16 protein-coding genes and 1 pseudogene are annotated in these 20996 nt (G+C 62.1%); 6 read left to right on the top strand and 11 right to left on the bottom strand.

All coding sequences use genetic code 11. The annotated features are described in order from the left end of the window. Positions 1 to 58: 58 nt before the first annotated feature. From ACFP6B_RS07690 to ftsY, 4 genes and pseudogenes are all read right to left on the bottom strand, one after another. The gene (locus ACFP6B_RS07690; RefSeq protein ID WP_377128929.1) at positions 59 to 889 is read right to left on the bottom strand and encodes an exodeoxyribonuclease III; all 831 of its coding nucleotides are present in this window, start codon (positions 887 to 889) and stop codon (positions 59 to 61) included. A 143-nt stretch (positions 890 to 1032) separates the two neighbouring features. Beyond that, entirely contained in the window at positions 1033 to 1371 is a 339-nt protein-coding gene (locus tag ACFP6B_RS07685; protein ID WP_237186081.1) for a P-II family nitrogen regulator, read from the bottom strand. A gap of 14 nt (positions 1372 to 1385) precedes the next feature. Next, positions 1386 to 2674, bottom strand: a pseudogene (locus ACFP6B_RS07680) (ammonium transporter). Between the two features lie 285 nt (positions 2675 to 2959). Then, positions 2960 to 4063, bottom strand: coding sequence for a signal recognition particle-docking protein FtsY (gene ftsY, locus ACFP6B_RS07675; RefSeq protein ID WP_377128925.1), 1104 nt, complete (start codon positions 4061 to 4063; stop codon positions 2960 to 2962). A 155-nt stretch (positions 4064 to 4218) separates the two neighbouring features. Between ftsY and ACFP6B_RS07670 the strand changes: the two genes are divergently transcribed. Continuing rightward, positions 4219 to 5577, top strand: coding sequence for an MFS transporter (locus ACFP6B_RS07670; protein ID WP_377128922.1), 1359 nt, complete (start codon positions 4219 to 4221; stop codon positions 5575 to 5577). A gap of 4 nt (positions 5578 to 5581) precedes the next feature. Here ACFP6B_RS07670 and smc read toward each other — a convergent pair whose 3' ends face one another. Next, a complete protein-coding gene (gene smc, locus ACFP6B_RS07665; RefSeq protein ID WP_377128919.1) occupies positions 5582 to 9058 on the bottom strand; it encodes a chromosome segregation protein SMC in 3477 nt (1158 codons plus the stop codon). A gap of 200 nt (positions 9059 to 9258) precedes the next feature. On the opposite strand from smc, the gene ACFP6B_RS07660 reads away from it, so the two are divergent. The 3 genes from ACFP6B_RS07660 to ACFP6B_RS07650 are packed head-to-tail and all read left to right on the top strand — an operon-like array spanning position 9259 to position 14074. Next, complete coding sequence (locus ACFP6B_RS07660; RefSeq protein ID WP_237186076.1) at positions 9259 to 10290, top strand: 3-oxoacyl-ACP synthase III; 1032 nt, start codon at positions 9259 to 9261, stop codon at positions 10288 to 10290. Between the two features lie 8 nt (positions 10291 to 10298). Beyond that, entirely contained in the window at positions 10299 to 13016 is a 2718-nt protein-coding gene (locus ACFP6B_RS07655; protein ID WP_377128915.1) for an alpha/beta fold hydrolase, read from the top strand. Beyond that, complete coding sequence (locus ACFP6B_RS07650) at positions 13010 to 14074, top strand: NAD-dependent epimerase/dehydratase family protein (protein ID WP_377128912.1); 1065 nt, start codon at positions 13010 to 13012, stop codon at positions 14072 to 14074. The genes ACFP6B_RS07655 and ACFP6B_RS07650 overlap by 7 nt, the downstream gene beginning before the upstream one ends. 135 nt (positions 14075 to 14209) lie before the next feature. Here ACFP6B_RS07650 and mutM read toward each other — a convergent pair whose 3' ends face one another. Beyond that, the gene (gene mutM, locus ACFP6B_RS07645; RefSeq protein WP_237205818.1) at positions 14210 to 15163 is read right to left on the bottom strand and encodes a bifunctional DNA-formamidopyrimidine glycosylase/DNA-(apurinic or apyrimidinic site) lyase; all 954 of its coding nucleotides are present in this window, start codon (positions 15161 to 15163) and stop codon (positions 14210 to 14212) included. A 165-nt stretch (positions 15164 to 15328) separates the two neighbouring features. Between mutM and ACFP6B_RS07640 the strand changes: the two genes are divergently transcribed. Then, positions 15329 to 16837 carry an amino acid permease gene (locus ACFP6B_RS07640; RefSeq protein ID WP_377128909.1) on the top strand — a complete coding sequence of 503 codons (1509 nt, stop codon included), beginning with the start codon at positions 15329 to 15331 and terminating at the stop codon, positions 16835 to 16837. 101 nt (positions 16838 to 16938) lie between these two features. Here the strand turns inward: ACFP6B_RS07640 and rnc are convergent, their stop codons facing one another. The 4 genes from rnc to coaD form a co-directional block, all read right to left on the bottom strand. Beyond that, positions 16939 to 17622, bottom strand: coding sequence for a ribonuclease III (rnc, locus tag ACFP6B_RS07635; protein WP_185174526.1), 684 nt, complete (start codon positions 17620 to 17622; stop codon positions 16939 to 16941). A 10-nt stretch (positions 17623 to 17632) separates the two neighbouring features. Further along, positions 17633 to 17836 carry a 50S ribosomal protein L32 gene (gene rpmF / locus ACFP6B_RS07630; RefSeq protein ID WP_135011069.1) on the bottom strand — a complete coding sequence of 68 codons (204 nt, stop codon included), beginning with the start codon at positions 17834 to 17836 and terminating at the stop codon, positions 17633 to 17635. Between the two features lie 33 nt (positions 17837 to 17869). Further along, positions 17870 to 18352 carry a YceD family protein gene (locus ACFP6B_RS07625; RefSeq protein WP_185174525.1) on the bottom strand — a complete coding sequence of 161 codons (483 nt, stop codon included), beginning with the start codon at positions 18350 to 18352 and terminating at the stop codon, positions 17870 to 17872. A 169-nt stretch (positions 18353 to 18521) separates the two neighbouring features. Beyond that, the gene (gene coaD / locus ACFP6B_RS07620; RefSeq protein WP_377128903.1) at positions 18522 to 18998 is read right to left on the bottom strand and encodes a pantetheine-phosphate adenylyltransferase; all 477 of its coding nucleotides are present in this window, start codon (positions 18996 to 18998) and stop codon (positions 18522 to 18524) included. A gap of 155 nt (positions 18999 to 19153) precedes the next feature. On the opposite strand from coaD, the gene ACFP6B_RS07615 reads away from it, so the two are divergent. Continuing rightward, a complete protein-coding gene (locus ACFP6B_RS07615; RefSeq protein ID WP_377128900.1) occupies positions 19154 to 20371 on the top strand; it encodes an aminotransferase class I/II-fold pyridoxal phosphate-dependent enzyme in 1218 nt (405 codons plus the stop codon). Between the two features lie 3 nt (positions 20372 to 20374). Here ACFP6B_RS07615 and ACFP6B_RS07610 read toward each other — a convergent pair whose 3' ends face one another. Next, on the bottom strand, positions 20375 to 20992 hold the full coding sequence (locus ACFP6B_RS07610) for an LURP-one-related/scramblase family protein (protein WP_237204470.1): 618 nt from the start codon (positions 20990 to 20992) through the stop codon (positions 20375 to 20377). Between the last annotated feature and the right edge of the window lie 4 nt (positions 20993 to 20996).

Genomic DNA, 20996 nt, shown 5'->3' with positions numbered 1-20996 from the left:
AGAGCCCTCGGGCTGTTCACGCTGACCTAGCTGGGCGTTTCTTGCCCCCTAGGCGTCTTTAGGCCAGGTCAATATCTAGCAGAATTGGGGTGTGATCCTGGCGGGGCCCAGAGTCAATCATCTCTGAGGCTCGCACCTTATCTGCAAGGCGGTTGGAAACCAGCCAGTAGTCAATGCGCCAGCCAGTGTTGTTGATCTTTGAGGTACGGGACCGCTGGGCCCACCAGGTGTAGGCGCCGGTGACGTCCCCGTGCAGGTGGCGGAAGGTGTCGGTAAAACCCCTAGACAGAATGTGGGTAAAGCCCTCGCGCTCTTCGTCGGTGAAGCCGGGTGAGCGGCGGTTAGCCTTGGGGTTGGCCAGGTCAATTTCGGTGTGGGCAACGTTGAAGTCGCCGGTTGCAAGCACGGGTTTGGAGGCGTCCAGGCCGGCAAGATAATCGGCGTAGAGGCGGTCCCAGACTTGGCGGTCAGGCAGGCGGCGCAGCCCGTCTGAAGCGTTGGGGGTGTAGACCTGGGTGACGTAGAAGTCCTCAAATTCCAGGGTAATCATGCGCCCTTCGGCATCCATGGTGGTGGGGGCAGAGAGGCGGGGGTAGGTGACGGTGGGCTCTAGCTCCTGCTTGTAGAGGAACATGGTGCCCGCATAGCCCTTGCGGGCGGGTTCGTCGGAAGATACCCAGGCGATCTTGTAATCGGGGAAGTAGGCATGCAGGGCTTCGAGATGTTTCTTGGTGGGCCCCTTGGCTGAAAGCTTGGTTTCTTGGAGGGCAAGGACGTCGGGGTTCAGCAGGGCGATGGAGGCAAAGACATCGCGGGAGAGCAGGGCACGGGCCGACTCACTGGTGAGTGCAGCATTGAGTGAATCAACATTCCAGGAGACAAGTTTCATGCCCTCTAGTCTACCCGGCACTCCCCCGCCGCCGCCCTGACCCACGTCCGCCCCTCCCTGCCAGCTCTCCTACCCAGACTGCAAAAAGTAAGGGCAGACCCACGAAACCGTGGATCTGCCCTAAATTTGTATGTCGCTTGTGTTTAGATGGCGGAGACGCCGCGTTCTCCGGTGCGGACTCGAACTACCTCGTCCACGCTGCTCACCCAGATTTTGCCGTCCCCGGCGCTACCGGTATTGGCGGTGGCGATAATGAGGTCGATGATGTCCTCGGCCCGGTCAGCGTCCGCCAGGATTTCCAGGCGAACCTTAGGAATCAGACGAATGTCGTATTCCTTGCCGCGGTAGACCTCTACGTGCCCGTGCTGGCGTCCGTAGCCCTGGGCTTCTGAGACCGTCATCCCGTCGACCCCAAAGTTTTCAAGGGCCTGGCGGATATCGTCAAATTTTTCGGGCTGAATCAAAGCGGTAATGAGTTTCATGGCGTGAACTCCCTCTAGTTTTTAGCGAAGGCACCGGAGGTGCCGCTCGACATGGCGTAGGCGGTTTCAGCGTGCTGAGCCAGGTCGATACCCTGGATCTCCTGCTTCTCGCTGACCCGGAAGCCCATGGTGCGGTGAATCGGGATCACAATCAGCAGGGTCACAACCGCGCAGTAGGCCATAGAAATCAGGGTTGCTACGGTCTGGGTGACCAGCAGGCCTAGACCGCCACCGTAGAAGAGACCGGCGGTTCCGGTGGCCGGGGTTGCGATAAAACCGAGGGCCAGGGTGCCGATGAGGCCGGAGACCAGGTGTACACCCACTACGTCAAGAGAATCGTCGTAGCCGAAGCGGTACTTGAGGCCCACAGCCCAGCCTGAGGCGATACCCGAGATAAAGCCCAGGGCCAGGGCACCGACCGGGTCAACGTTGGCGCAGGCCGGGGTGATAGCAACCAGGCCAGAGACCAGGCCGGGGTGATAGCAACCAGGCCAGAGACCAGGCCGGACGCCGCACCCAGGGAGGTCACATGACCGTCGCGGATTCGTTCAAGCAGGGCCCAGCCGAGCATGGCAGCTGCCGGGGCAGCAAGGGTGTTGACCCAGATCAGGCCTGCCTGGGCGCCGTCCGCAGCAGCCCCCACATTGAAGCCGAACCAGCCAAACCAGAGGATAGCTGCACCGAGCATGACCAGGGGCAGGGAGTGGGGGCGCTGGTTGGGGTCTTCACCAAAGCCCTTGCGAGCGCCCAGTACCAGGGCCAGGATAAGACCGGCGACACCGGCGTTGATGTGAATGACCAGGCCGCCTGCAAAGTCGATGGCTTCGCCGAACATGGACCCGATGAAGCCCTCTTCACCGAAGAGGCCGCCGCCCCACACCATGAAGGCCAGGGGGCAGTAGACCAGGGTGAGCCAGAGGGGCACAAAGATGCACCAGGCCCCGAAGCGGGCGCGGTCTGCGATAGACCCTGAGATGATAGCCACCGCGATGATAGCGAAAGTGGAGCTAAAGGCTACCGAGAGGAGGTGGGTGCCGCCGTCCGCAAGCGTAGCTGATAGGCCAAAATCGTTGAAGGGTGAGCCGACGATGTCGTGGATGAGGGCATCTCCCCCGCTCATGCTGTAGCCCCAGAGCACCCAGCAGACTCCAACGAGACCCATGGAGATGACCGACATCATCATCATGTTGAGTGCTGACTTGGCTCGCGTCATACCGCTGTAGAAGAGAGCGAGACCCGGCGTCATGAACAGAACAAGTGCCGCGGCAACCACGGTCCAAACATCACTGGCGGTGAGTTCCATGCCTGTTACCCCTTTCAAAACCCGTAAAGAAAAACCTGTGTGCCGGTAGACCGGCTCTTGGTGTGTTGACAGTTTCTATTGTTCTCTGCACGTGTTTCGGCTGCTTGCGCGTGGAGTTTCGCTCCGGTTACAGGTGCCCTCCCCGTGTTGCGGGTATGAAAACACCGGTTACGGGGGTGTTTCGGGCGGTAACGGGCAGGTTACCGGCCCTCTTAGCGGGCATGAAAAACCGGGGGAACTGTTAGAAACAGTTCCCCCGGTTCCTAGATGAACTTAGATTGCGCTTTAGTCGAGGAGAGCGTCGACGAAGGCACCGGGCTCGAAGGGCGCCAGGTCGTCAGGGCCCTCACCCAGGCCGATGAGCTTGACGGGCACGCCCAGCTCTTCCTGGATAGCAACCACGATGCCGCCCTTGGCTGAGCCGTCGAGTTTGGTCAGCACGATACCGGTAATCTGAACCACCTCGGAGAAGACCTTGGCCTGAATCATGCCGTTCTGACCGGTGGTGGCGTCAATGACCAGGAGCACCTCGGTGACCGGCGCTTCTTTTTCGACCACGCGCTTGATTTTGCCCAGCTGGTCCATCAGGCCGGCCTTGTTCTGCAGGCGTCCGGCGGTGTCAATCATGACGGTATCGACGCCGCGGGCCTTGCCCTCGCGGATAGCCTCGAAGGCAACGGAAGCCGGGTCGGCGCCGTCCTTATCGGAGCGGACGGTGTCGACCCCTACGCGATCGCCCCAGGTCTGGAGCTGGTCGGCAGCTGCCGCGCGGAAGGTGTCGGCGGCACCCAGCAGGAGGTTCTTATCTTCAGCGACCATCACGCGGGCCAGCTTGCCCACGGTAGTGGTCTTACCCACGCCGTTTACACCAACGACCAGCACGACGCCGGGGTTGCCGTCTGTGCCGTCCAGGGCCAGGGAGCGATCGGTATCTTCACCCACGACTGAAAGAAGCTCCTCACGCAGCATCTGCTTGACGTGGGCGGGATTCTCAGTGCCCTCCACGCGCACACGCTGCTGCAGGGCTTCTACCAGGCGGGCTGAGGGCTCAGCACCCAGGTCTGCCAGGAGCAGGGTCTCCTCGACCTCATCCCAGACGTCCTGGTCAATCTTGTCGCGGGACAGCAGAGCCAGCAGGCCCTTGCCCAGCAAGTTGTTGGAACGGGAAAGGCGGGCGCGCAGGCGCACCAGACGGCCTTGAGCGGACGCCGGACGCTCGATCGTGGTAACCGGGCCGTCAGCGCTATCTGATGGTAGGTCATCAGAATCGCGAGTGCCCTCGTAGCCGCCCTGAGGGGCCTTAGGGCCGCGCAACAGAACTGCGAGCACGCCACCTAAAATCAGCACACCCAGAAGTATGTACACAATGAGAGTTAGAGAATCATTCACCCTTCTAGCTTGCCATATTCTCCACGCTCCATACAGCCCCGATGATGGGAGTAGAATGCACTTCTGCACAGCGCCACCCCACAGCAGCAGGCATTGTGAGCTAAGATACTTTTCGGAACGATAGATACCGCACAGAGGCACCACAACACACGCACATGAGTAACCACATACCCACCCCTTCCATGGACACCGGGGCTATCCCCATCATCCCCGAATCAGTGCGGCAGGAAAGCCGCACTCAAAAGCCGAGCGCAAGCGAAGCCGTCAAGGTACCCACCCAGATCAAGGTGCTCATTGCAGCCTCCTTTCTGATAGCCCTCGGCTACGGCCTCGTAGCCCCAGTCCTCCCAGGATTTGCTCGCAGCTTCGATGTGGGAGCTATGGCTGCGACCTTCGTCGTCTCAGCCTTCGCCCTCTCGCGCCTGGCCTTCGCGCCGGCGTCCGGTCGCCTCATCTCCCGCTTCGGCGAGCGCCGTATCTACTCGGCGGGCCTCATTATTGTGGGGCTGGGCTCCATCGGGGCGGGTCTTTCAGTCAATTACCCCATGCTGATTGCCTCCCGAATTGTAGGCGGAACCGGTTCGGTCATGTTTACCGTAGCGGCCATGGGTATTCTGGTGCGCAACTCTCCCCCCACTATTCGGGGTAAGGTATCGGGCTACTTTGCCACTTCATTTTTGCTGGGCAATATTTTGGGGCCGGTATTGGGCGCAGCGACCTCTTCTCTGGGCATGCGGGTGCCTTTCTTCGTTTATGCCGCGATGCTCCTGTGCGCAGCTCTGGTGGTTCTTACCCAGCTCAAGGACGAGCCCCGGGAGGTCAACCTCAATACCCAGGGCATTGCTATTCCCAAGCCCGAACTCAAACTGGCTGACGCCCTCAAGTTCACCAACTTCAAAGCCGCCCTGGTCACTAATCTGGCGGTAGGGTGGAGCGTCTTCGGACTACAGTCCACCGTGGTCCCCCTTGCCGCGGTAGCCCTCCTAGCCAACCTGCATGCCGGGGAGGCTGGCTACGATGCCGCTGTTGCCGGGGCCAAGCTGGCAGGCTTTACCCTCGCTACCTACGCAGCGGGCAACGCCCTGGTACAGATTTATTCAGGCAAGATGGGCGATAAGATCGGCCGCCGTCCCATGGTCTTTTCTGGGCTGATTCTGGCTGGAATCGTCACTATCATCTTTGGTCTGATTACCAGCCCGGCAGTCTTTGTGGGCGCGGCTGTGCTTCTCGGTATCGCCTCAGCCCTGCTCGGGCCTTCCCTACAGGCTGCCGTGTCAGACATCGTGGGCAATAAGCGCTCCGGTGGCCAGCCCCTGGCCTATTACCAGATGGTTTCGGACATCGGCCTGATCGTTGGCCCGCTTGTGGCCGGCTTTATCATCGATGCCTGGGGCTTCTTCCCCGCGTTTATCATCGCAGGCGCCCTGCTACTTCTTGCAGCTATCGGCTGGTTCCCCGGCTACCGGCCCAAGTACCCGGCTGATATAGCCGACGAAGGCTACACCGGCAGGTAAAAATCTAGTCAGCTAACCGGTGAGACAGCACGGTCGATACCCCCTGCCGCATGGAGATGCCGTAAAGGGTATCGGCCTGGGCCATAGTGCGCTGGTGGTGGGTAATCATCAAGAGCTGAGACTTCTCCCGCAGCTGCCCCAGCACTTCCAGCAGGCGACCTAGATTCCTGTCGTCAAGCGCCGCTTCCACCTCATCGAGCACATAGAAGGGGGCTGGGCGAGCCATAAAGACTGCCAGCAGCAGAGCCAAAGAGGCCAGGGTGCGCTCACCGCCAGAGAGCAGGGATAAGCGGGTAATTTTCTTACCGGCTGGCTTGACCCTAATATCAAGGCCGCTGTGTTCCAGGTCGTTTGGATCGGCAAGCACCAGTTCTGCCTGGCCGCCGGGAAAGAGCAGAGCAAAAATACGACTAAACTCCACCTGCACATCGGCTAAGGCCCGGGTGAAAGAGGACTCAATATGACCGGTCACATCTTTCATCACGGCCCGTAGGTCAGATCTCGATGCCTTGATGTCCTTAATCTGCTGGCGCAGGTAGCTGTGACGCTGCTCTAGGGCTTCGTATTCTTCAAGGGCCAGGGGGTTGATGGCTCCAAAACGGGCCAGTTCTGCCTCGGCTGCTACCAGGTGAGCTTCAAGAGATTCGCGGGGCAGGTCGCTCACTTCCCTGGTTTCGAGCAGGGTGTCGAGACTGAGCCCCAGGTCCTTCTCCACCCGTCGGGCAAGGGCTTCCCAGCGGGCTTCTACCCGGGCTCCCTGGGCAGCAGCTTCAGCGTGCAGAGTCAGGGCGGCAGCAAGCGAAGCCTGGGATCCTGCTAGTTCTTCACGGGTAACGTTCAGAGCCTTGCTGGCTTCTTGGACTTTCTTCAGGGCCTTCTGATGCGCCTCATCTTCGAGAGCCTGTACCCGCTCAATAGCCAGTGCCAGGGCTTGACCCCGGGCAGCGACCCTGCGCGCCTGGTGGCGGGCGTCCGCCTCCTCCTGCTGGCGCTGCTGGCGAGCCTTATCCGCCTGCTCCAGGGCGCTGAGCGCCTCTTGAGCCTGGGTTAGGCGAGCCTGGGCGGCCTCTTCTTTTTCGCGGGCGTAAATACAAGCGGCCTCGGCCAGGGTTTTTGTTTCGGCAGCCTCGGCCAGGGTTTGTTCTGCCGCGCGGACGGCCCCGCTCAGGGTATCGAGGTCAGCCTCGGGTTTGTTCTGCTGAGTCTGAGCCAGAGCTTCTTGGGCCTTGGACAGTGCTGCCTGGGCTTCTTTCTGGGTTTCGTCTGCGCGGGCGGCAGCTTCTTGTAGGCGCCTAAGAGAGGCTTGGGAGCTTTCTGCCCGGCCGGTAAGAGTGGCTAGTTCTGCGCGGGCGGTGGCTAGTTGGGCCACCAGGGAGCCTGTGGTGCGGGCCTGGGCTTTTTCAGCCTCCTGGGCAGTCTTTAGTACTTCTTCGGCCTGCTGGTGGGCTCTCTCTGCCTGCTCCTGTTGCTGGGCAAGCTCCCGGTGGGTCTGTTGAGCTCGGGTGAGTTCAGCGTAGCGTTCAGTCAGGGGTCGCTCTTGGGAGGGGTAGAGGGTTGAGCCTGCGGTCAGCACGGTACCGTCGGGGGTCACAGCGCGGACGCCCGGGTGGGCAGCTACCAGGGCGCGGGCGGCTTCTTGATCGGGAGTCAGGTAGGTATCAGCGGTGAGCACAGCGAGGGCGCGGCTGAGGGCCTGCGGTGCGGTCAGGACGTCCGCCAGCGGGCGAGCTTGATAAACCTCAGCTTGAGATGTAGATAGTTCGCGCAGGTCAATCTGGTCAATGTCACCCTCAAAGGAATAAAGCTGGGTTACTCCAGCAGGCAGGGACTCACCGCTCGTCAGGGTGAGGACCCTCAGATAGGGGCCCAAGGCAGCAGCCACAGCAGCCTGCCAGGTATCTTCAATCTCAAGTAGAGAAATAAGTTCCTGAGCTCCCTGCTCCAGGGCCTGCTGGCGGAGACCTTCACTATCGCCACTTTCGGCATCGTCATGCTGCCAGGCCGCCTCAAGGGCCTCACAGCGAGCTTGAGCAGCATGAAGCTTTACCTGAGCTTGATGCAGTTCTTTGCCGCTGGACTCCACCGCTTCGCTCGCCCGCTGCCGCGCCCAACGTAGGTTTTCTTCTTCGGCTTCGGCCCGCTCTAGCTGCTCCCGGTAGCCGTTCACGGCGGCCTGGGCCCGCTCGGTATCAGCACCGGCTGAAGCCCCCTGCTCTTTAGCCTCGGCATACTCAGCCACCCGACGGGCGGCCTCTTCACCGGCTCGCTCAAAAGCTACGCGGGCGGTAGCCAGCTGGGCGGTGAGCTGCGACAGGTTCTCCTTATAGTCCCGCACCTGCTGGTCGGCCGTAGCCAGTGCCTGCTGGGCCGCGCTCTGCTCCGCCCGAGCCTTTTCTAGGGCAGAGTGGGCAGCGGTAAGTTCTTCTTCAGCCGCTTTCCCCGCCTCCCGGGCCCGTTCAAGGTTTTCTTCCTCCCGGGCACAGGCCTGCTGGGCCGAATCTAGGCGGGTGGCGGCGTCCTGGTCTTCTTCCTCGTGGTGGGAGGCGGACAAACGTTCAGCAGCCACCAGCTGAACCGTCTCCACCAGGTGGGCAACCTCTTTCAAGGAGGTACGGCGCTGGGTGGCCTCATCAAGTGCCTGCTGGGCTACCTGCCGGGCCTTGGCCAACTCCCCCAGCTGCCCCTCGAGGGTGCGGCTGCGCTCCTGCGCCCGTAGGCGGGCAGCCTCAGCCTGTTGGCCAGCGGCATGCTCGGCCTCCCGCTCCTGCATCATGGCACGCGCGTCATGAGCCAGAAGATCAGCGGTCAAGCTACGAACACGGCCCGCCACCTCGCTAGCTGCCCGGGCCGCATCAGCCTGCTCCCGGCGTCCTTCCAGCTGCTCAGCCAGCTCACCGGCTAGATCCTCCAGCCGGTCAAGATTGGTCTTCAAATCATCAAGCTTGCTCGCGGTCTTCGCCTGGCGCTTACGATGCTTGAGCAAGCCGGCAGCCTGCTCAATCAGCTCGCGGCGGTCATCAGCGGTACCGTGCAAAATCTTATCGACCTGCCCCTGCCCCACCAGGGTGTAGAGCTCCCGGCCCACACCGGCGTCCGCCAGTAGGTCCTGCACATCAGCCAGGCGGGCAGGCTCCCCGTTGATCTCGTACTCAGAACCGCCTGCAGAAAACATGGTGCGTGAAAGACGAATCTCAGCGTGGGGAAGCGGCAGGGCGCCGTCCTCGTTATCAATCACCAGCTCAACCTTGGCGCGCCCCAGCGCACCGCGGGAACCACCGCCAGCAAAAATGACATCCTTCATGGCACCACCGCGCAGCTGCTTAGCCCCCTGGGCACCCATCACCCAGGCAAGGGCATCCACCACGTTCGACTTACCCGACCCGTTCGGCCCCACCAGCACATTCAAGCCCGGCTCAAACTCAAAGACGGTGGCCGACGCAAAAGACTTAAAGCCGCGCACGGTCAAAGATTTTAGGTACATAGTGGTAGGCCCCATCGGTTGGGTAAAAACGGGTTTGGGTCGGCTTACCACTTTACCGCAGGCCCGCGCCCCTGTTCGGTGTGAGATGAACCCGCACCATCAATCACCGCACCTGCCCCGCCGGGGCATATTATTGAAAAAGTGCCCTGTTTCTTCAAATAAGGGCTTACCCAAATCCGCACTAAGGCTAGAAGAGTAGATTGACCGCTAATTCAGATATTCGCCACAAGAACGCCTCCCTGCTATCGGTAACCAGGGTGCTACCGCCGGAGGTCGTCACCAGCTCCTACTTTGACGAGCAACTAGCGGCCACCTACAAGCGACTGAGGATGCCCAAGGGTCTACTCGAGCGCCTCGCCGGTATTAGCGAGCGCCGCTCCTGGGGCACTTCCATGCATTTTGAGGACGGCGCGGTGCAGGCTGCTGAGCAGGCTATCGCCCAGGCCGGTATCAGCAAGGAACAAATCGGGCTGATTATTAACACCTCGGTCACCCGCGATAATTTTGAACCGGCCGTGGCCGTGGGTATTCACGACCGCCTGGGCCTGCCCCGCCACGCCCTGAACTTCGATATCACCAACGCCTGCCTGGGCTTCGTCAACGGCATTACGGTTGCCGCCACCATGATTGATGCCGGGGCTATCGACTACGCCCTCATCGTCGACGGCGAAGACCCCTCCCCCTGGCATGCCACCGCCCTGCGCCAGCTCAACCGCCCCGATTCAACCCGAGACGACGTGCTGGCCCAGTTCGCCACCCTGACCCTGGGCTCGGGAGCCGCAGCCGCCGTCATTGGCCGCTCCGACCTGCACCCCGCTGGCCACAAGATTGTCGGTTCGGTTTCCCGCGCGGGAACCGAGCACCGCAACCTCTGCATTGGCGGTGAAGCCGACCAGGGGATGAATACGGACGCCGCGGGTCTGCTCAAGCACGGCCTGCAGCTGGTCGCTGAGGCCTGGGAAGAAGCCCACCAAAACGGCTGGGACTGGGGCAACATGCGCTCCTACGTAACCCACCAAATTTCTAACGCCCACACCAACGCCATTATTGAGGCCGTGGGTATCGACCGCGAGCGCATCCCCATGACTTTCCCGGTCTGGGGTAACGTGGCGGCAGCCGCCCTTCCCATGACCCTGGCTGAGGAAAGCGCCCACTTCGTAGCCGGTGACCGTATTCTCTGCATGGGTGTGGGTTCCGGCCTGAATACCGCGCTCATGGAAATCACCTGGTAGGAGCCGCTATGACGTTTTCTCAGCTCACTCCTGTTCCTGCCCTCTGGCCAGGCGTTGACCCTGCCTGGTCCCAGCAGGTGCAGGTGCCCGCGTCCGCCCCGGTAGAAGAAGCCGGGGCTAGCCGCCGCTGGCACTACCTCGATAATGGCCCGGCGCTCGAGGCCGCCGGGCGCACTCCGGTCGGTACCGTACTGGCGGTGCACGGTAACCCCACCTGGTCCTATCTCTGGCGGTCGGTCATCGCTGCCGCCACTGTTGCCGAGCAGCCCTGGCGCATTGTAGCGGTAGACCAGCTCGATATGGGCTATTCGGAGCGCACCGGCCTAACCCGCTCGCTCTCAGACCGTATCGCTGACCTCGGTGATTTTACCGCCGCGCTTGGGCTTGATACTACCGAGCTGCCCCTTGTCACGCTGGCCCATGACTGGGGCGGGCTGATCTCGCTGGGGTGGGCCCTGCGCCACCGTGAGATTGTCTCGGGTGTCGTGCTGACCAACACCGCTGTTTTTCATGACGCCGGTGAGAAGATCCCGGTAGCCCTGCAGGCAGCCCTCAACCCGGCTCTACATTCCTGGGCGACCGAAAAATCAACCGCCTTTATCGACGTGACTCTGGGCCTGGCCCAGGGCGGGCTTGATGCTGCGGTCAAGAAGGCCTACAAGCTTCCCTACACCACCGCCGAGCATCGGGTGGGCGTGCGAAATTTCGTGGCCGACATACCGGCAACCGAAGCGGCTGCCAGCTATCGCCCTATGGTCTCTATTGCCGAAGGCATTACCGAGCTCGATGTACCTGCCCTGATGCTCTGGGGCACTAAAGACCCGGTCTTTCAGCGCCGTTACATGGCTGACCTGGCTACCCGCCTGCCGCAGGCCGACATCCACCGTTTTGAAACCGCCAGCCACCTGGTTGCCGAAGACGAAGACATCGCAACCCCCATTCTGGCCTGGCTCACCGAGCGCTTCGTCACCGGCACCACCCAGCGGGACCTCCACCTCACCGCGCGCGCTGCCCGGGTGCCGGCGTCCGCTCATTACCGCCCCATGGGAGCTGAGCTGGCAGACCGGGCGGACGACACCACCCTCGCTATCGTTGATATGAGCAGCAAGGGGGATGGCACCGAGGTAGCCGCCCAGCTCTCGTGGGCTGAACTGGCTTCCGAGGTAGACCGGGTTGCCTCTGGCCTGCACCGGCTCGGGGTGAAGCCCGGCGACCGGGTCAATCTGCTGGTGCCACCCGGCATTAAACTCACCACCCTCATCTACGCCTGCCTCAAGATTGGGGCCGTGATCGTTGTAGCCGATACCGGCTTGGGCGCTGCGGGGCTGACGCGCGCGCTCAAGGGGGCCCGCCCGTCCTGGCTCATCGGTATTCCGGCTGCCCTCACCTTGGCCCGTACCCTGGGCTGGCCCGGCCAGCGCATTGCGGCCGGTTCCCTCCCCGCTGCCGCTGCCCGGGCCCTGGGCGTGGTGGGTGCGGTCGATGACTTTGCAGCCCCTGAGATTTTTACGGTAGCCGACCCTGACCCCGATGCGGACGCCGCCATCCTCTACACGTCAGGCTCCACCGGCCCGGCTAAGGGCGTGGTCTACACCCACCGCCAGCTGGCGGCTATGCGGGATACCATCGCAGCCACCTACGATCTGGCTGCCGGCAGCGGTCTGGTGGCGGGCTTTGCCCCCTTCGCCCTGCTGGGCCCGGCCCTGGGAGCTACCTCTGTCACCCCGGCCATGGACGTCACCAAACCTAAGACCCTCACCGCCGCAGCCCTGGCATCCGCAGCTTCGGCAATTGGGGCAACCACGGTCTTTGCTTCCCCGGCAGCCCTGATGAACGTGCTCGAGACCGTCGATGGCCTGAGCAGCCAGCAGCGCTCTGCCCTGGGGCAGGTCACCACCCTGCTCTCCGCCGGGGCTCCCATTACTTCTCCCCTGCTGGCCCGCCTGCAGACCCTGCTGCCGGCAGCTTCCCTGCACACCCCCTACGGCATGACCGAGTCCCTGCCCACCACCGACGTCTCCTACGACCAGATTCAGCAGGCCGAGCAGGACGCGGCAGCCGGGCTCCTCGGCGCTGGCGGCGGTGTCTGCGTTGGTACCCCCGTCCACGGGGCAGCCCTGCAGATTGCTCCCCTGCTGCCGGATGGAACCGCCTCAACCGAGGTCACCACCGAGCCCGGTATCACCGGTGAGATTCTGGTGGCAGCCCCGCACATCAAGGACCGCTACGACACCCTCTGGGTCACCGAACGCGCTTCCAGCGCCACCCCCGGCTGGCACCGCACCGGCGATGTGGGGCATTTCGATGCCAGCGGACGCCTCTGGGTTGAGGGCCGCCTTGCCCACGTGCTGGTGACCGCCCAGGGCGTACTCACCCCGGTTGCCCTGGAACAGGCTGCCGAGCTCGATGCTGAGGTGCGCCGGGCAGCCGCTGTTGCTACCGGCCCGGCCGGGGCGGCGTCCGTCCTCATCGTGGCCGAGGTTGGCCCCACCTTCCGGGGCAAGAAGACCCGCAACGGCCTGGCTCCGGCTGACCTGGCCCAGCGGGTGCGGGAGCGGGTACTGGCTGAGACCGGTGTAGAGGTATCGGCTGTGCTGGTTGTTGCTGAGCACCCCACCGATGTGCGACACAACTCGAAGATTGACCGCCCGGTTCTTGCTGCCTGGGCTGAGCAACTCCTCCAGGGGAAAAAGGCCCGTCTGGGAAAGGGGGTTATCGCGTGGTAGTTTCGCTGCGTCCGCTCACCCCCGAGGTCTGCCAGACTGCCCGTTCTGAGCGGGTGCTGGTCACCGGCGCCTCTGGGCTTCTGGGCCGTGAGGTTGTCTTTGCCCTGCTGAGGGCAGGGTATGCTGTGCGGGCCTTCCAGCGCGGGGACTCCGGTATCGCCCAGATGCTCCCCACCCACCTGGCCGACCGCTTCGACCAGGTGCAGGGTTCTCTCACCGACCAGCTGGCGGTGCGCCGGGCTGTTACCGGTGTTCAGGGGATTATCCATCTGGCCGCTAAGGTGTCTGTGGTCGGGGACTGGGAGGACTACCGGCAGGTCAACGTCGAGGGCACCCGCACCCTGCTTGAGGCTGCCCGCACAGTCGGTATCGGCAAGTTCCTGCACACCTCTTCGCCCTCTGTAGCCCACACTGGAGCCTCCATCGTGGGCGAAGGTAACCCGCCCGCTAGCCCCGACCAGGCCCGCGGTAACTATGCCCGGTCTAAGGCCGAGTCTGAGCTGCTGGCCCTAAGCTACAATGCGGACGACTTCTGGGTGGGTGTGCTGCGCCCCCACATTGTCTGGGGCCCCGGCGATACCCAGCTGGTGGAGCGCGTCCTAGAACGCGCCGCCGCAGGCCGTCTGCCCCTACTCAACCAGGGCACCGCCATGATTGACACCCTCTACATCGATAACGGGGCGGACGCTTTCGTACGCGGCTACCAGCGCCTGGAAGCGATTCGCGGGGTACCCCTGGTGGTTACCAACGGCCAGCCCCGCCCGGTCGGTGAGATTATCGCCGGTATGTGTACCGCCTGCGGCGTCAAGCCCCCGGCCTACTCGCTGCCGGCGTCCGTGGCCTATGGGCTGGGTTTGGTGATGGAAAAGGCCTGGGCCCGTTGTGCCCCCGGGCAGATTCCCCCGCTGACCTCTTTCTTAGCCGAGCAGCTGTCCACCGCCCACTGGTTCGACCAGCGCACCACCCGAGAACTCCTGGACTGGTCCCCTGCCATCTCCCTGGAAGAAGGGTATGAGCGGCTGGGCGACTACTACGGACGCAGATTTCGTAGGAACTAATAACTAGCCCTTTTCGAATAGGCAGGCAGAGCGCCGACAGCCAGCTGGACCGGGGCTGGCGGTGAATTGGGCGAGCGCCCCGCGCGAGACCAAGAGGGTTGCTGGCCTAGGCGCTCTGCCTGCTGTCAGATGTAGTCACATTCCTCTGGGCTTTCTCTGGCAATGGGGGCACCGGTAGGAGCTCCTTCCTCCGAAGGGCTCCCGCACTATCAGCGAGGTGCGCCCCGCCTCTAGGCAGCGGGGGCAGGGTTTTCCTGCCTGCCCGTAGGCATTGAGGGACCGGTCGAAGTAGCCCGATTCCCCGTTGACGTTGACGTAGAGGGCATCGAAGCTGGTGCCGCCCTGGGCTAGGGCATCCCGCATGACGGTGCGCGCGGCGTCCACCAGTTCGCGGGCGGTTGAGACTGGGATGCTCTTGGCGGGTTTGGCGTAGTGTAATCTGGCCCGCCATAGGGCTTCGTCGGCGTAGATATTGCCCACCCCGGAAATGGCGCTTTGGTCGAGCAGGAGCTTCTTGATGCCGGTGGAGGTGCCCAGCATGGTGCGTCTGAACTGCCCGAAGTCGAAGTGGGGGTCGAGCGGGTCGCGGGCGATGTGGGCAACGGCCTGCGGGATGAGGGGTAGCCCCAGTGCGGACGCGGACGCCCCCGGCACCGGCTCCCCGGCGGCGTTGCGGGTGGGCAGCAGGGGGCTTACAAACATGCCGCCGAAGATGCGCTGGTCCACAAAGCGAAGAGTCAGCGGGGCTTCGCGCCCGCTCTCGTCGGTGGCTCCTGCTAAGTCTATGAGCACCTTGAGGTGTTTTTCTGCCGGTAGCTCGGGGGCTTTAAGCAGAACCTGGCCGCTCATGCCCAGGTGAATGACCAGGGCAAATTCTTCGTTGCCCTCAAAGAGCAGCCAGAGGTACTTGCCGCGTCTAGCCACATCCGCCACGCGCAGGCCCGTCAGCAGCCGCTCGAAATCCACCGGCCCGGCCTCGTGGCGCCGCACCGAGCGTCCGTCCACTACCTGCACGCGTTCCAGCACCGCACCGAGGATGTGCCCGGCTAGGCCCCGGCGGACCACCTCGACCTCGGGTAACTCCGGCATATTCACTCCGCCTTTCCAAAAATGAAAAAATATGCACCGCGTGGTGCCCACATCTTGAACATATCAGGTGCAGAATAGACCCTGTGCATTCTCACCTGTCACCAGCCTACTGATATATGGCGGGCGGCAGGGGCAGAACCAACCCTTCTGTAAAAGGAGAGACTTTTGTCGACACCCCCAACCCCCACGGGGCAGCACGCTGATGTGCCGTCCTTCGCTCACGAGCAAGAGGGCTTCCAGCAGGGCCTCAAGCCCCGGCAGATTCAGATGATTGCCATGGGCGGGTCCATCGGAACCGGCCTCTTTCTCGGTGCGGGCGGACGCCTGCACGACGCCGGCCCCTCCCTCATCTTCCTCTACGCGATCGCAGGTTTTTTCGGCTACCTGATTCTGCGGCAGCTGGGTGAGCTGGTCAGCTACCGCCCCTCGTCCGGCTCCTTCGTGAGCTACACCCGCGAATTCTACGGCGAAAAATGGGCATTCTTCGTGGGCTGGATGTACTGGTTCTCCTGGGCCGCCACCGCCATCGTCGATGCCACCGCTATCGCTATCTATTTCAACTGGTTCGGCCAATACATACCGGCTATTGAGCAGATAGACCAGTGGGTTGTGGCGTTGGTCGTCATCATCGTGGTGGTCTCGATGAACCTGATTTCGGTCAAGATCTTTGGTGAACTCGAATTCTGGTTTGCCCTCATCAAGGTGGGCTCCCTGCTGCTCTTCATGGTGATTGGCATCTTCTTCGTCATCTTCGGTACCCCCACCGGTTCCCCCGTGGGCTTTACCCATATCGCCGAGTCCGGCTTCCTCCCCAACGGCCTGCTGGCTGCCCTGGTGGTCTCCCAGGGCGTTATCTTCGCCTACTCCGGTATTGAGCTGGTTGGCACCGCCTCGGGCGAAATCAAGGACCCTCGCAAGGCTATCCCCAAGGCCATCAATACCGTGGTCTGGCGTATCGCCCTCTTCTATGTAGGCTCCGTACTGCTGCTCTCCCTGCTGCTGCCCTACGACGCTTACTCAGCTGACGAGTCCCCCTTCGTCACCTTCTTCGGTTCTATCGGGGTCGACTACGCTGCCCCCATCATGCAGCTGGTGGTCATTACCGCAGCGGCCTCATCGCTGAACGCTGGCCTCTACTCCACCGGCCGTATCACCCACTCCATGGCCATGAACGGCTCAGCTCCCCGCTTCACCGGGGCTATGAGCAAGTCTGGCGTACCTATTGGCGGTATCCTACTCACCGGCGCCGTGGCCCTGCTCGGTGTAGCCATCAACTACTGGAAGCCCTCAGAGGCCTTTGAGATCGTCCTCAACATCTCAGCCGTCTGTATCGTGATTGGCTGGATGGCTATCACCCTACCCCACCAGCGCTTTGTGGCCATGGCCCGCCGGGGTGAACGCGTCCGCCCCGAGTATCAGGCTCCCCTAGCTCCCGTCACCAACTGGCTCACCATGGCCTTCCTGGTGGGTGTGCTGGTACTCATTGCCTTCGACTACCCCATCGGCACCTACGCCCTGGCGGCTATGCTTCTGGTGGTTCCCGTGCTGGTGGTTGGCTGGCTGGCCGTCCGTAATCGGGTACGGGCTCTGGCAGCCGAGCGTTTAGAGCAGGTTCCCACCCAGACCACCTCTATCAACATTGTGGGTAGGGATGACGAAATCAGCCTGCCCTAGCCGCAGCAAGGCATCAGCCTGATAGCACGACAAGAGGGGCGGCCCCACCGATGTGTTTCGGTGGAGCCGCCCCTCTTTGTGTAGATAAAGTCTTGCCTGGCCTAGCCGTAGACCCTGTAGTAGGCCTGTTCGGCAGCCATACGCTCGGCTTCCTTCTTGCTGGTGCCCTTGCCCTGCCCCATGACCTTACCGGCCAGGAGGACCTTGGCGGTGTAGCGGCGGGCGTGGTCGGGGCCGGTGCCCTCAACTTCGTAGACGGGCTCGCCGGTGCCCTGGGCGGCAGCGTATTCCTGGATTTCGGTCTTCCAGTCGCGCCCGATGTTCAGGGTCTTGTTGTCATCCAGCAGGTGGGAGGTGTGGGCCAGCACCAGCTGGTGGGCGGCCTCAGGGCCGTGCTTCATATACACGGCACCGAAGACGGCCTCCATGGTGTCAGCCAGGATGGAGTCCTTGTCGGCACCACCGGTTTTCTTCTCGCCCTTACCCAGGCGGACGCAGGGCCCCAGCTTGAGACTGCGGGCCAGGTTGGCCAGGGTTCGGGTAGAAACAATCACGTGGTGGCGCTTGACCAGCTCGCCCTCGGGCAGGTCAGGGAACTTCTTGTAGAGCTCTGAGGCGACGGCCAGAGACAGCACGGAGTCACCCAGGAATTCTAGGCGCTCGTTGTGGGGTATGCCGCCGTTTTCAAAGGAGTAGGAGCGGTGAGTCATTGCAAGCTGAAACGTCTCGGTATCGAGGTCGATACCGAGACGTTTCAGAAACTCTTGTGATGCAGAGTTAGTCATAAGGCGCGAATTAGGCGTCAGCTACCTTGCGGCCCTTGTACTCGTAGAAGAGTTCGTTGCCAGCTGAGTCAGTCACGAGCTTTGCCTGGTGGGGCAGGGAGTAGGTGACGCGACCGTTTTCTACGGTCTTGACCAGCTGAGGAACGGAAGCCTTCCACTGGGAACGGCGGGCGCGGGTGTTAGCACGGGACATTTTCCGCTTGGGAACAGCCACAGCTATCTCTTTTCTCTTGTTGCTTTATAAGTTTTATTTGTCGTTCGCATCGAGCAGCGCTGATAGCGCGTTCCACCGGGGGTCGATGACCTCATGGTGGTGCTCAGGGTCGTCCTCTAGGCGTGCGCCGCATTCGGAGCACAGGCCCTGACAGGAGTCACTGCAAACAGGTTGGAACGGCAGTTGAAGAATCACTGCGTCCCGCAGCGCCGGTTCGAGATCAATTTCATCGTTCTCTACGGCGTACTGCTCATCTACTTCATCTTCGGGGCCGCCTTCGGGGGCCTTCTCGAAAACAAAAAGCTCTTGAACATCGGCTGTAACATCAAAGTCAACCGGGTCTAGGCAGAGGCTGCATTCACCGGAAACGGTGACAGTTGCAGTACCAGTTACCAAGATACCATCTGAAACGGATTCCAGGCGAACATTGAGGTCAATGTCGCTGCCTTCTTCCGCCTCAATCAGAGCGTTGCCAAAGTCGCTTGGCGCTGGCAGAACTTCATCAAGGGTCTCCATTGCGCCCGGGCGATGAGCTAAATCTCGAACCGAGATCTTAAGGGGCGATGAATCTTTTCGTGAAATGACGAACTCCCTATCGAATGTTTTAAACCAAGTACCTATTTTAGGGGCTTAAGACCGGCCGAATCAAGCGCTCTAGGTTTAACCTCTTGTTTGGCTGACCACATTAATGCTCGGGGTGGAGGGCCCGCTGCACCGCGCGCGGGACGAAAGCCCGCACGTCCCCACCGAAGCCTGCGACCTCTTTAACGATGGTCGATGAGATGTGGTTGTACTTGGGGTCCCCGGCGATAAAGCTGGTTTCAACCCCGGCGATGTGCCGGTTCATCGAGGCCATGGGAGCCTCGTATTCATAGTCAGCGGTATTGCGCAGCCCCTTCACGATGAGCACGGACCCCTGGTCGCGCACGAAGTTAGCCAGTAGCTCCCCCTCGGGTAGCACTTTGGCACTCACCCCGTCGAACAGGGCGAAGGTTTCCTCAACCATGGCGACGCGCTCTTCGAGGGTGAAGCGGTACTTTTTCTTGGAGTTGTGGGAGACCGCGACGATGACGTTACCGTAGATTTTTGCGGCGCGGGTGATGATTTCGACGTGACCGTTATGGATGGGGTCAAAGGATCCGGGGCAGACAACCAATTGCATGTCTCTAGGCTACCGCAGGTTGGTTAGGTATGACACACTAAGTCATGCTCTCTTGGGCAACAGGGCTAGGCCGGTAATCTTGGGTTCAGACAAAGATACGGACGCCCGCCCTGCACGTACGGCGGTGGGCTAGACGAGAGCGGGGTAGGCACCGGATGGCCACTGAGAAGAAGCAACGGGCCTTTGAACGGGTTGGGATAGCGGCCGGGCTGATGGGGGCGGACGGCCACTGGCGCTCTACCATCTTCGAAGAGATGTCGACCCTTGCCCACCGATACGATGCCCTGAACCTGGGGCAGGGTTTTCCAGATACGGACGGCCCCGCCGAGATGCTCCGGGCAGCAGCTGACGCCCTGGCTAGCGGGGTGAACCAGTACGCCACCATTGCGGGTAACCCCGCCCTGCGGCAGGCCATTGCCGAGCACCAGCAGCGTTTCTACGGGCTCACCCTCAACCCCGATACCCAGGTCACGGTAACCGCCGGTGCCTCTGAAGCCCTGGCAGCTACCATTGCGGCCCTGGTAGAACCGGGTGACGAGGTTGTTCTCTTCGAACCCTACTACGACCTCTACCCTGCCGCTGCCGCCCTAGCCGGGGCGCGCGTCCGCACCGTTCCGCTTGTGCCACCCACCTTTGAACCCGATCTGGACGCCCTCGAAGCAGCTTTTTCTGACCGCACAGCCCTGGTAGTGGTCAACGACCCGCACAACCCCACAGGTATAGTCTTTTCAACCGAAGCAAAGACTAAGATCGTGGAGCTGGCGACCAGGTTCGACGCTGTGATTCTGGCTGACCAGGTCTACGAGCACCTGGTCTTTACCGGCCCCTACCAGCCCATTCAGACCCTGCCGGGAGCGGCAGAGCGTACAGTGGCAGTTTCAGCGATTTCTAAGACCCACTCGGCCACCGGCTGGCGGGTGGGGTGGATGACCGGCCCAGAAAACCTTATACTCCCCATCCGCCTGGTGAAGGGCTATTTCACGCACTCTGCGGCCGCTCCCCTGCAGGCAGCTGCGGCTGTTGGCGTGGGCCTGGGCGATGACTTCTATACCGGGGTACAGGCCCGCTACGCCCAGCAGCGGCGCATTTTGGTGGAAAACCTAGCGGAATCACCGTGGGAGGTAACTCCCCCCGCAGGTACCTTCTTCGCGGTAGCCGATGTGTCGAGGGTCCTGGCTGAACGGGGCCTGGCCTCAGCAGAAGAGCTCTGCCACCTGCTTCCCGAGCAGGCAGGGGTCGCGCTGATTCCACTGACAGCCTTTACGACCGAGGCCTACCGGCAGCGGGTGCAGACCTACGTGCGTTTTGCCTTCTGCAAACGCCCGGAAGTACTACAGGAGGCCGCCACCCGTCTGCGCGCCTATAGCGGCTAAGCCCTAGTTGCGGGCGTCCTTTGCCCGGATGAGGTCAAGGGCAACCAGGCCACCCAGCATGGCCAGGCGCACGGGCTCGGGAGCGCCGGGGTCGAAGTTCACCCCGTAGCGGCTCTTACCGCGCAGCCCCGCCACCAGGCCGCCCCATTCGCGGGCAACGCGGGCAGCTACATGGCCATTAACCGTGATATTGAAGTCGTACTCAAAGAGGCTACCTTCGAGCTCCAGGGTGAGGCCCGGCAGCTCGATGGTGAGGCGCTTGCGCATGAAAGAGAACTGCTTTTGCACGTGGGCAAAGAGAGAGCCATCGGGGTTCAGCAGTTCGTAGCGGTCCAGGCCAAAATCAAAGGGGTCAACAATCTTAAGAAGAAGGTTCCCGTTACCGTCGACCAGGTCAAAGGTGCGGTTACCCTTGAGCAGGCGGCCTGCGGTTGAGCCGGTGGTGAGCACCCGGCCGAGCACGCGCCCATCCTGGCTCTGCATCTCAAAGTCATTGCTCATGAAGCTGCGGGTTTGCTGCACCACCAGGGTGTTTTCGGTCAGCAGGGGCGCGGACGCTCCCTGGTTCGTTTCTGGGGTCGGCTGGGGCTGATACCCGGGGTTGTTTGTGTTCTCACTCATAGTT

Origin of the sequence: Rothia nasimurium, from assembly GCF_042660305.1 — a bacterium.
Classification (GTDB): Bacteria; Actinomycetota; Actinomycetes; order Actinomycetales; family Micrococcaceae; genus Rothia; species Rothia nasimurium.
Note: the sequence above shows the minus strand (reverse complement) of the source record. Positions and strands in the feature narration are given on the sequence as shown.

Coding starts and splice junctions, on each gene's coding strand:
- ACFP6B_RS07690 (WP_377128929.1), bottom strand. CDS start 889: ATGAAACTTGTCTCCTGGAATGTTGATTCACTCAATGCTGCACTCACC.
- ACFP6B_RS07685 (WP_237186081.1), bottom strand. CDS start 1,371: ATGAAACTCATTACCGCTTTGATTCAGCCCGAAAAATTTGACGATATC.
- ACFP6B_RS07670 (WP_377128922.1), top strand. CDS start 4,219: ATGAGTAACCACATACCCACCCCTTCCATGGACACCGGGGCTATCCCC.
- smc (WP_377128919.1), bottom strand. CDS start 9,058: ATGTACCTAAAATCTTTGACCGTGCGCGGCTTTAAGTCTTTTGCGTCG.
- ACFP6B_RS07655 (WP_377128915.1), top strand. CDS start 10,299: ATGACGTTTTCTCAGCTCACTCCTGTTCCTGCCCTCTGGCCAGGCGTT.
- mutM (WP_237205818.1), bottom strand. CDS start 15,163: ATGCCGGAGTTACCCGAGGTCGAGGTGGTCCGCCGGGGCCTAGCCGGG.
- rnc (WP_185174526.1), bottom strand. CDS start 17,622: ATGACTAACTCTGCATCACAAGAGTTTCTGAAACGTCTCGGTATCGAC.
- ACFP6B_RS07625 (WP_185174525.1), bottom strand. CDS start 18,352: ATGGAGACCCTTGATGAAGTTCTGCCAGCGCCAAGCGACTTTGGCAAC.
- coaD (WP_377128903.1), bottom strand. CDS start 18,998: ATGCAATTGGTTGTCTGCCCCGGATCCTTTGACCCCATCCATAACGGT.
- ACFP6B_RS07615 (WP_377128900.1), top strand. CDS start 19,154: ATGGCCACTGAGAAGAAGCAACGGGCCTTTGAACGGGTTGGGATAGCG.
- ACFP6B_RS07610 (WP_237204470.1), bottom strand. CDS start 20,992: ATGAGTGAGAACACAAACAACCCCGGGTATCAGCCCCAGCCGACCCCA.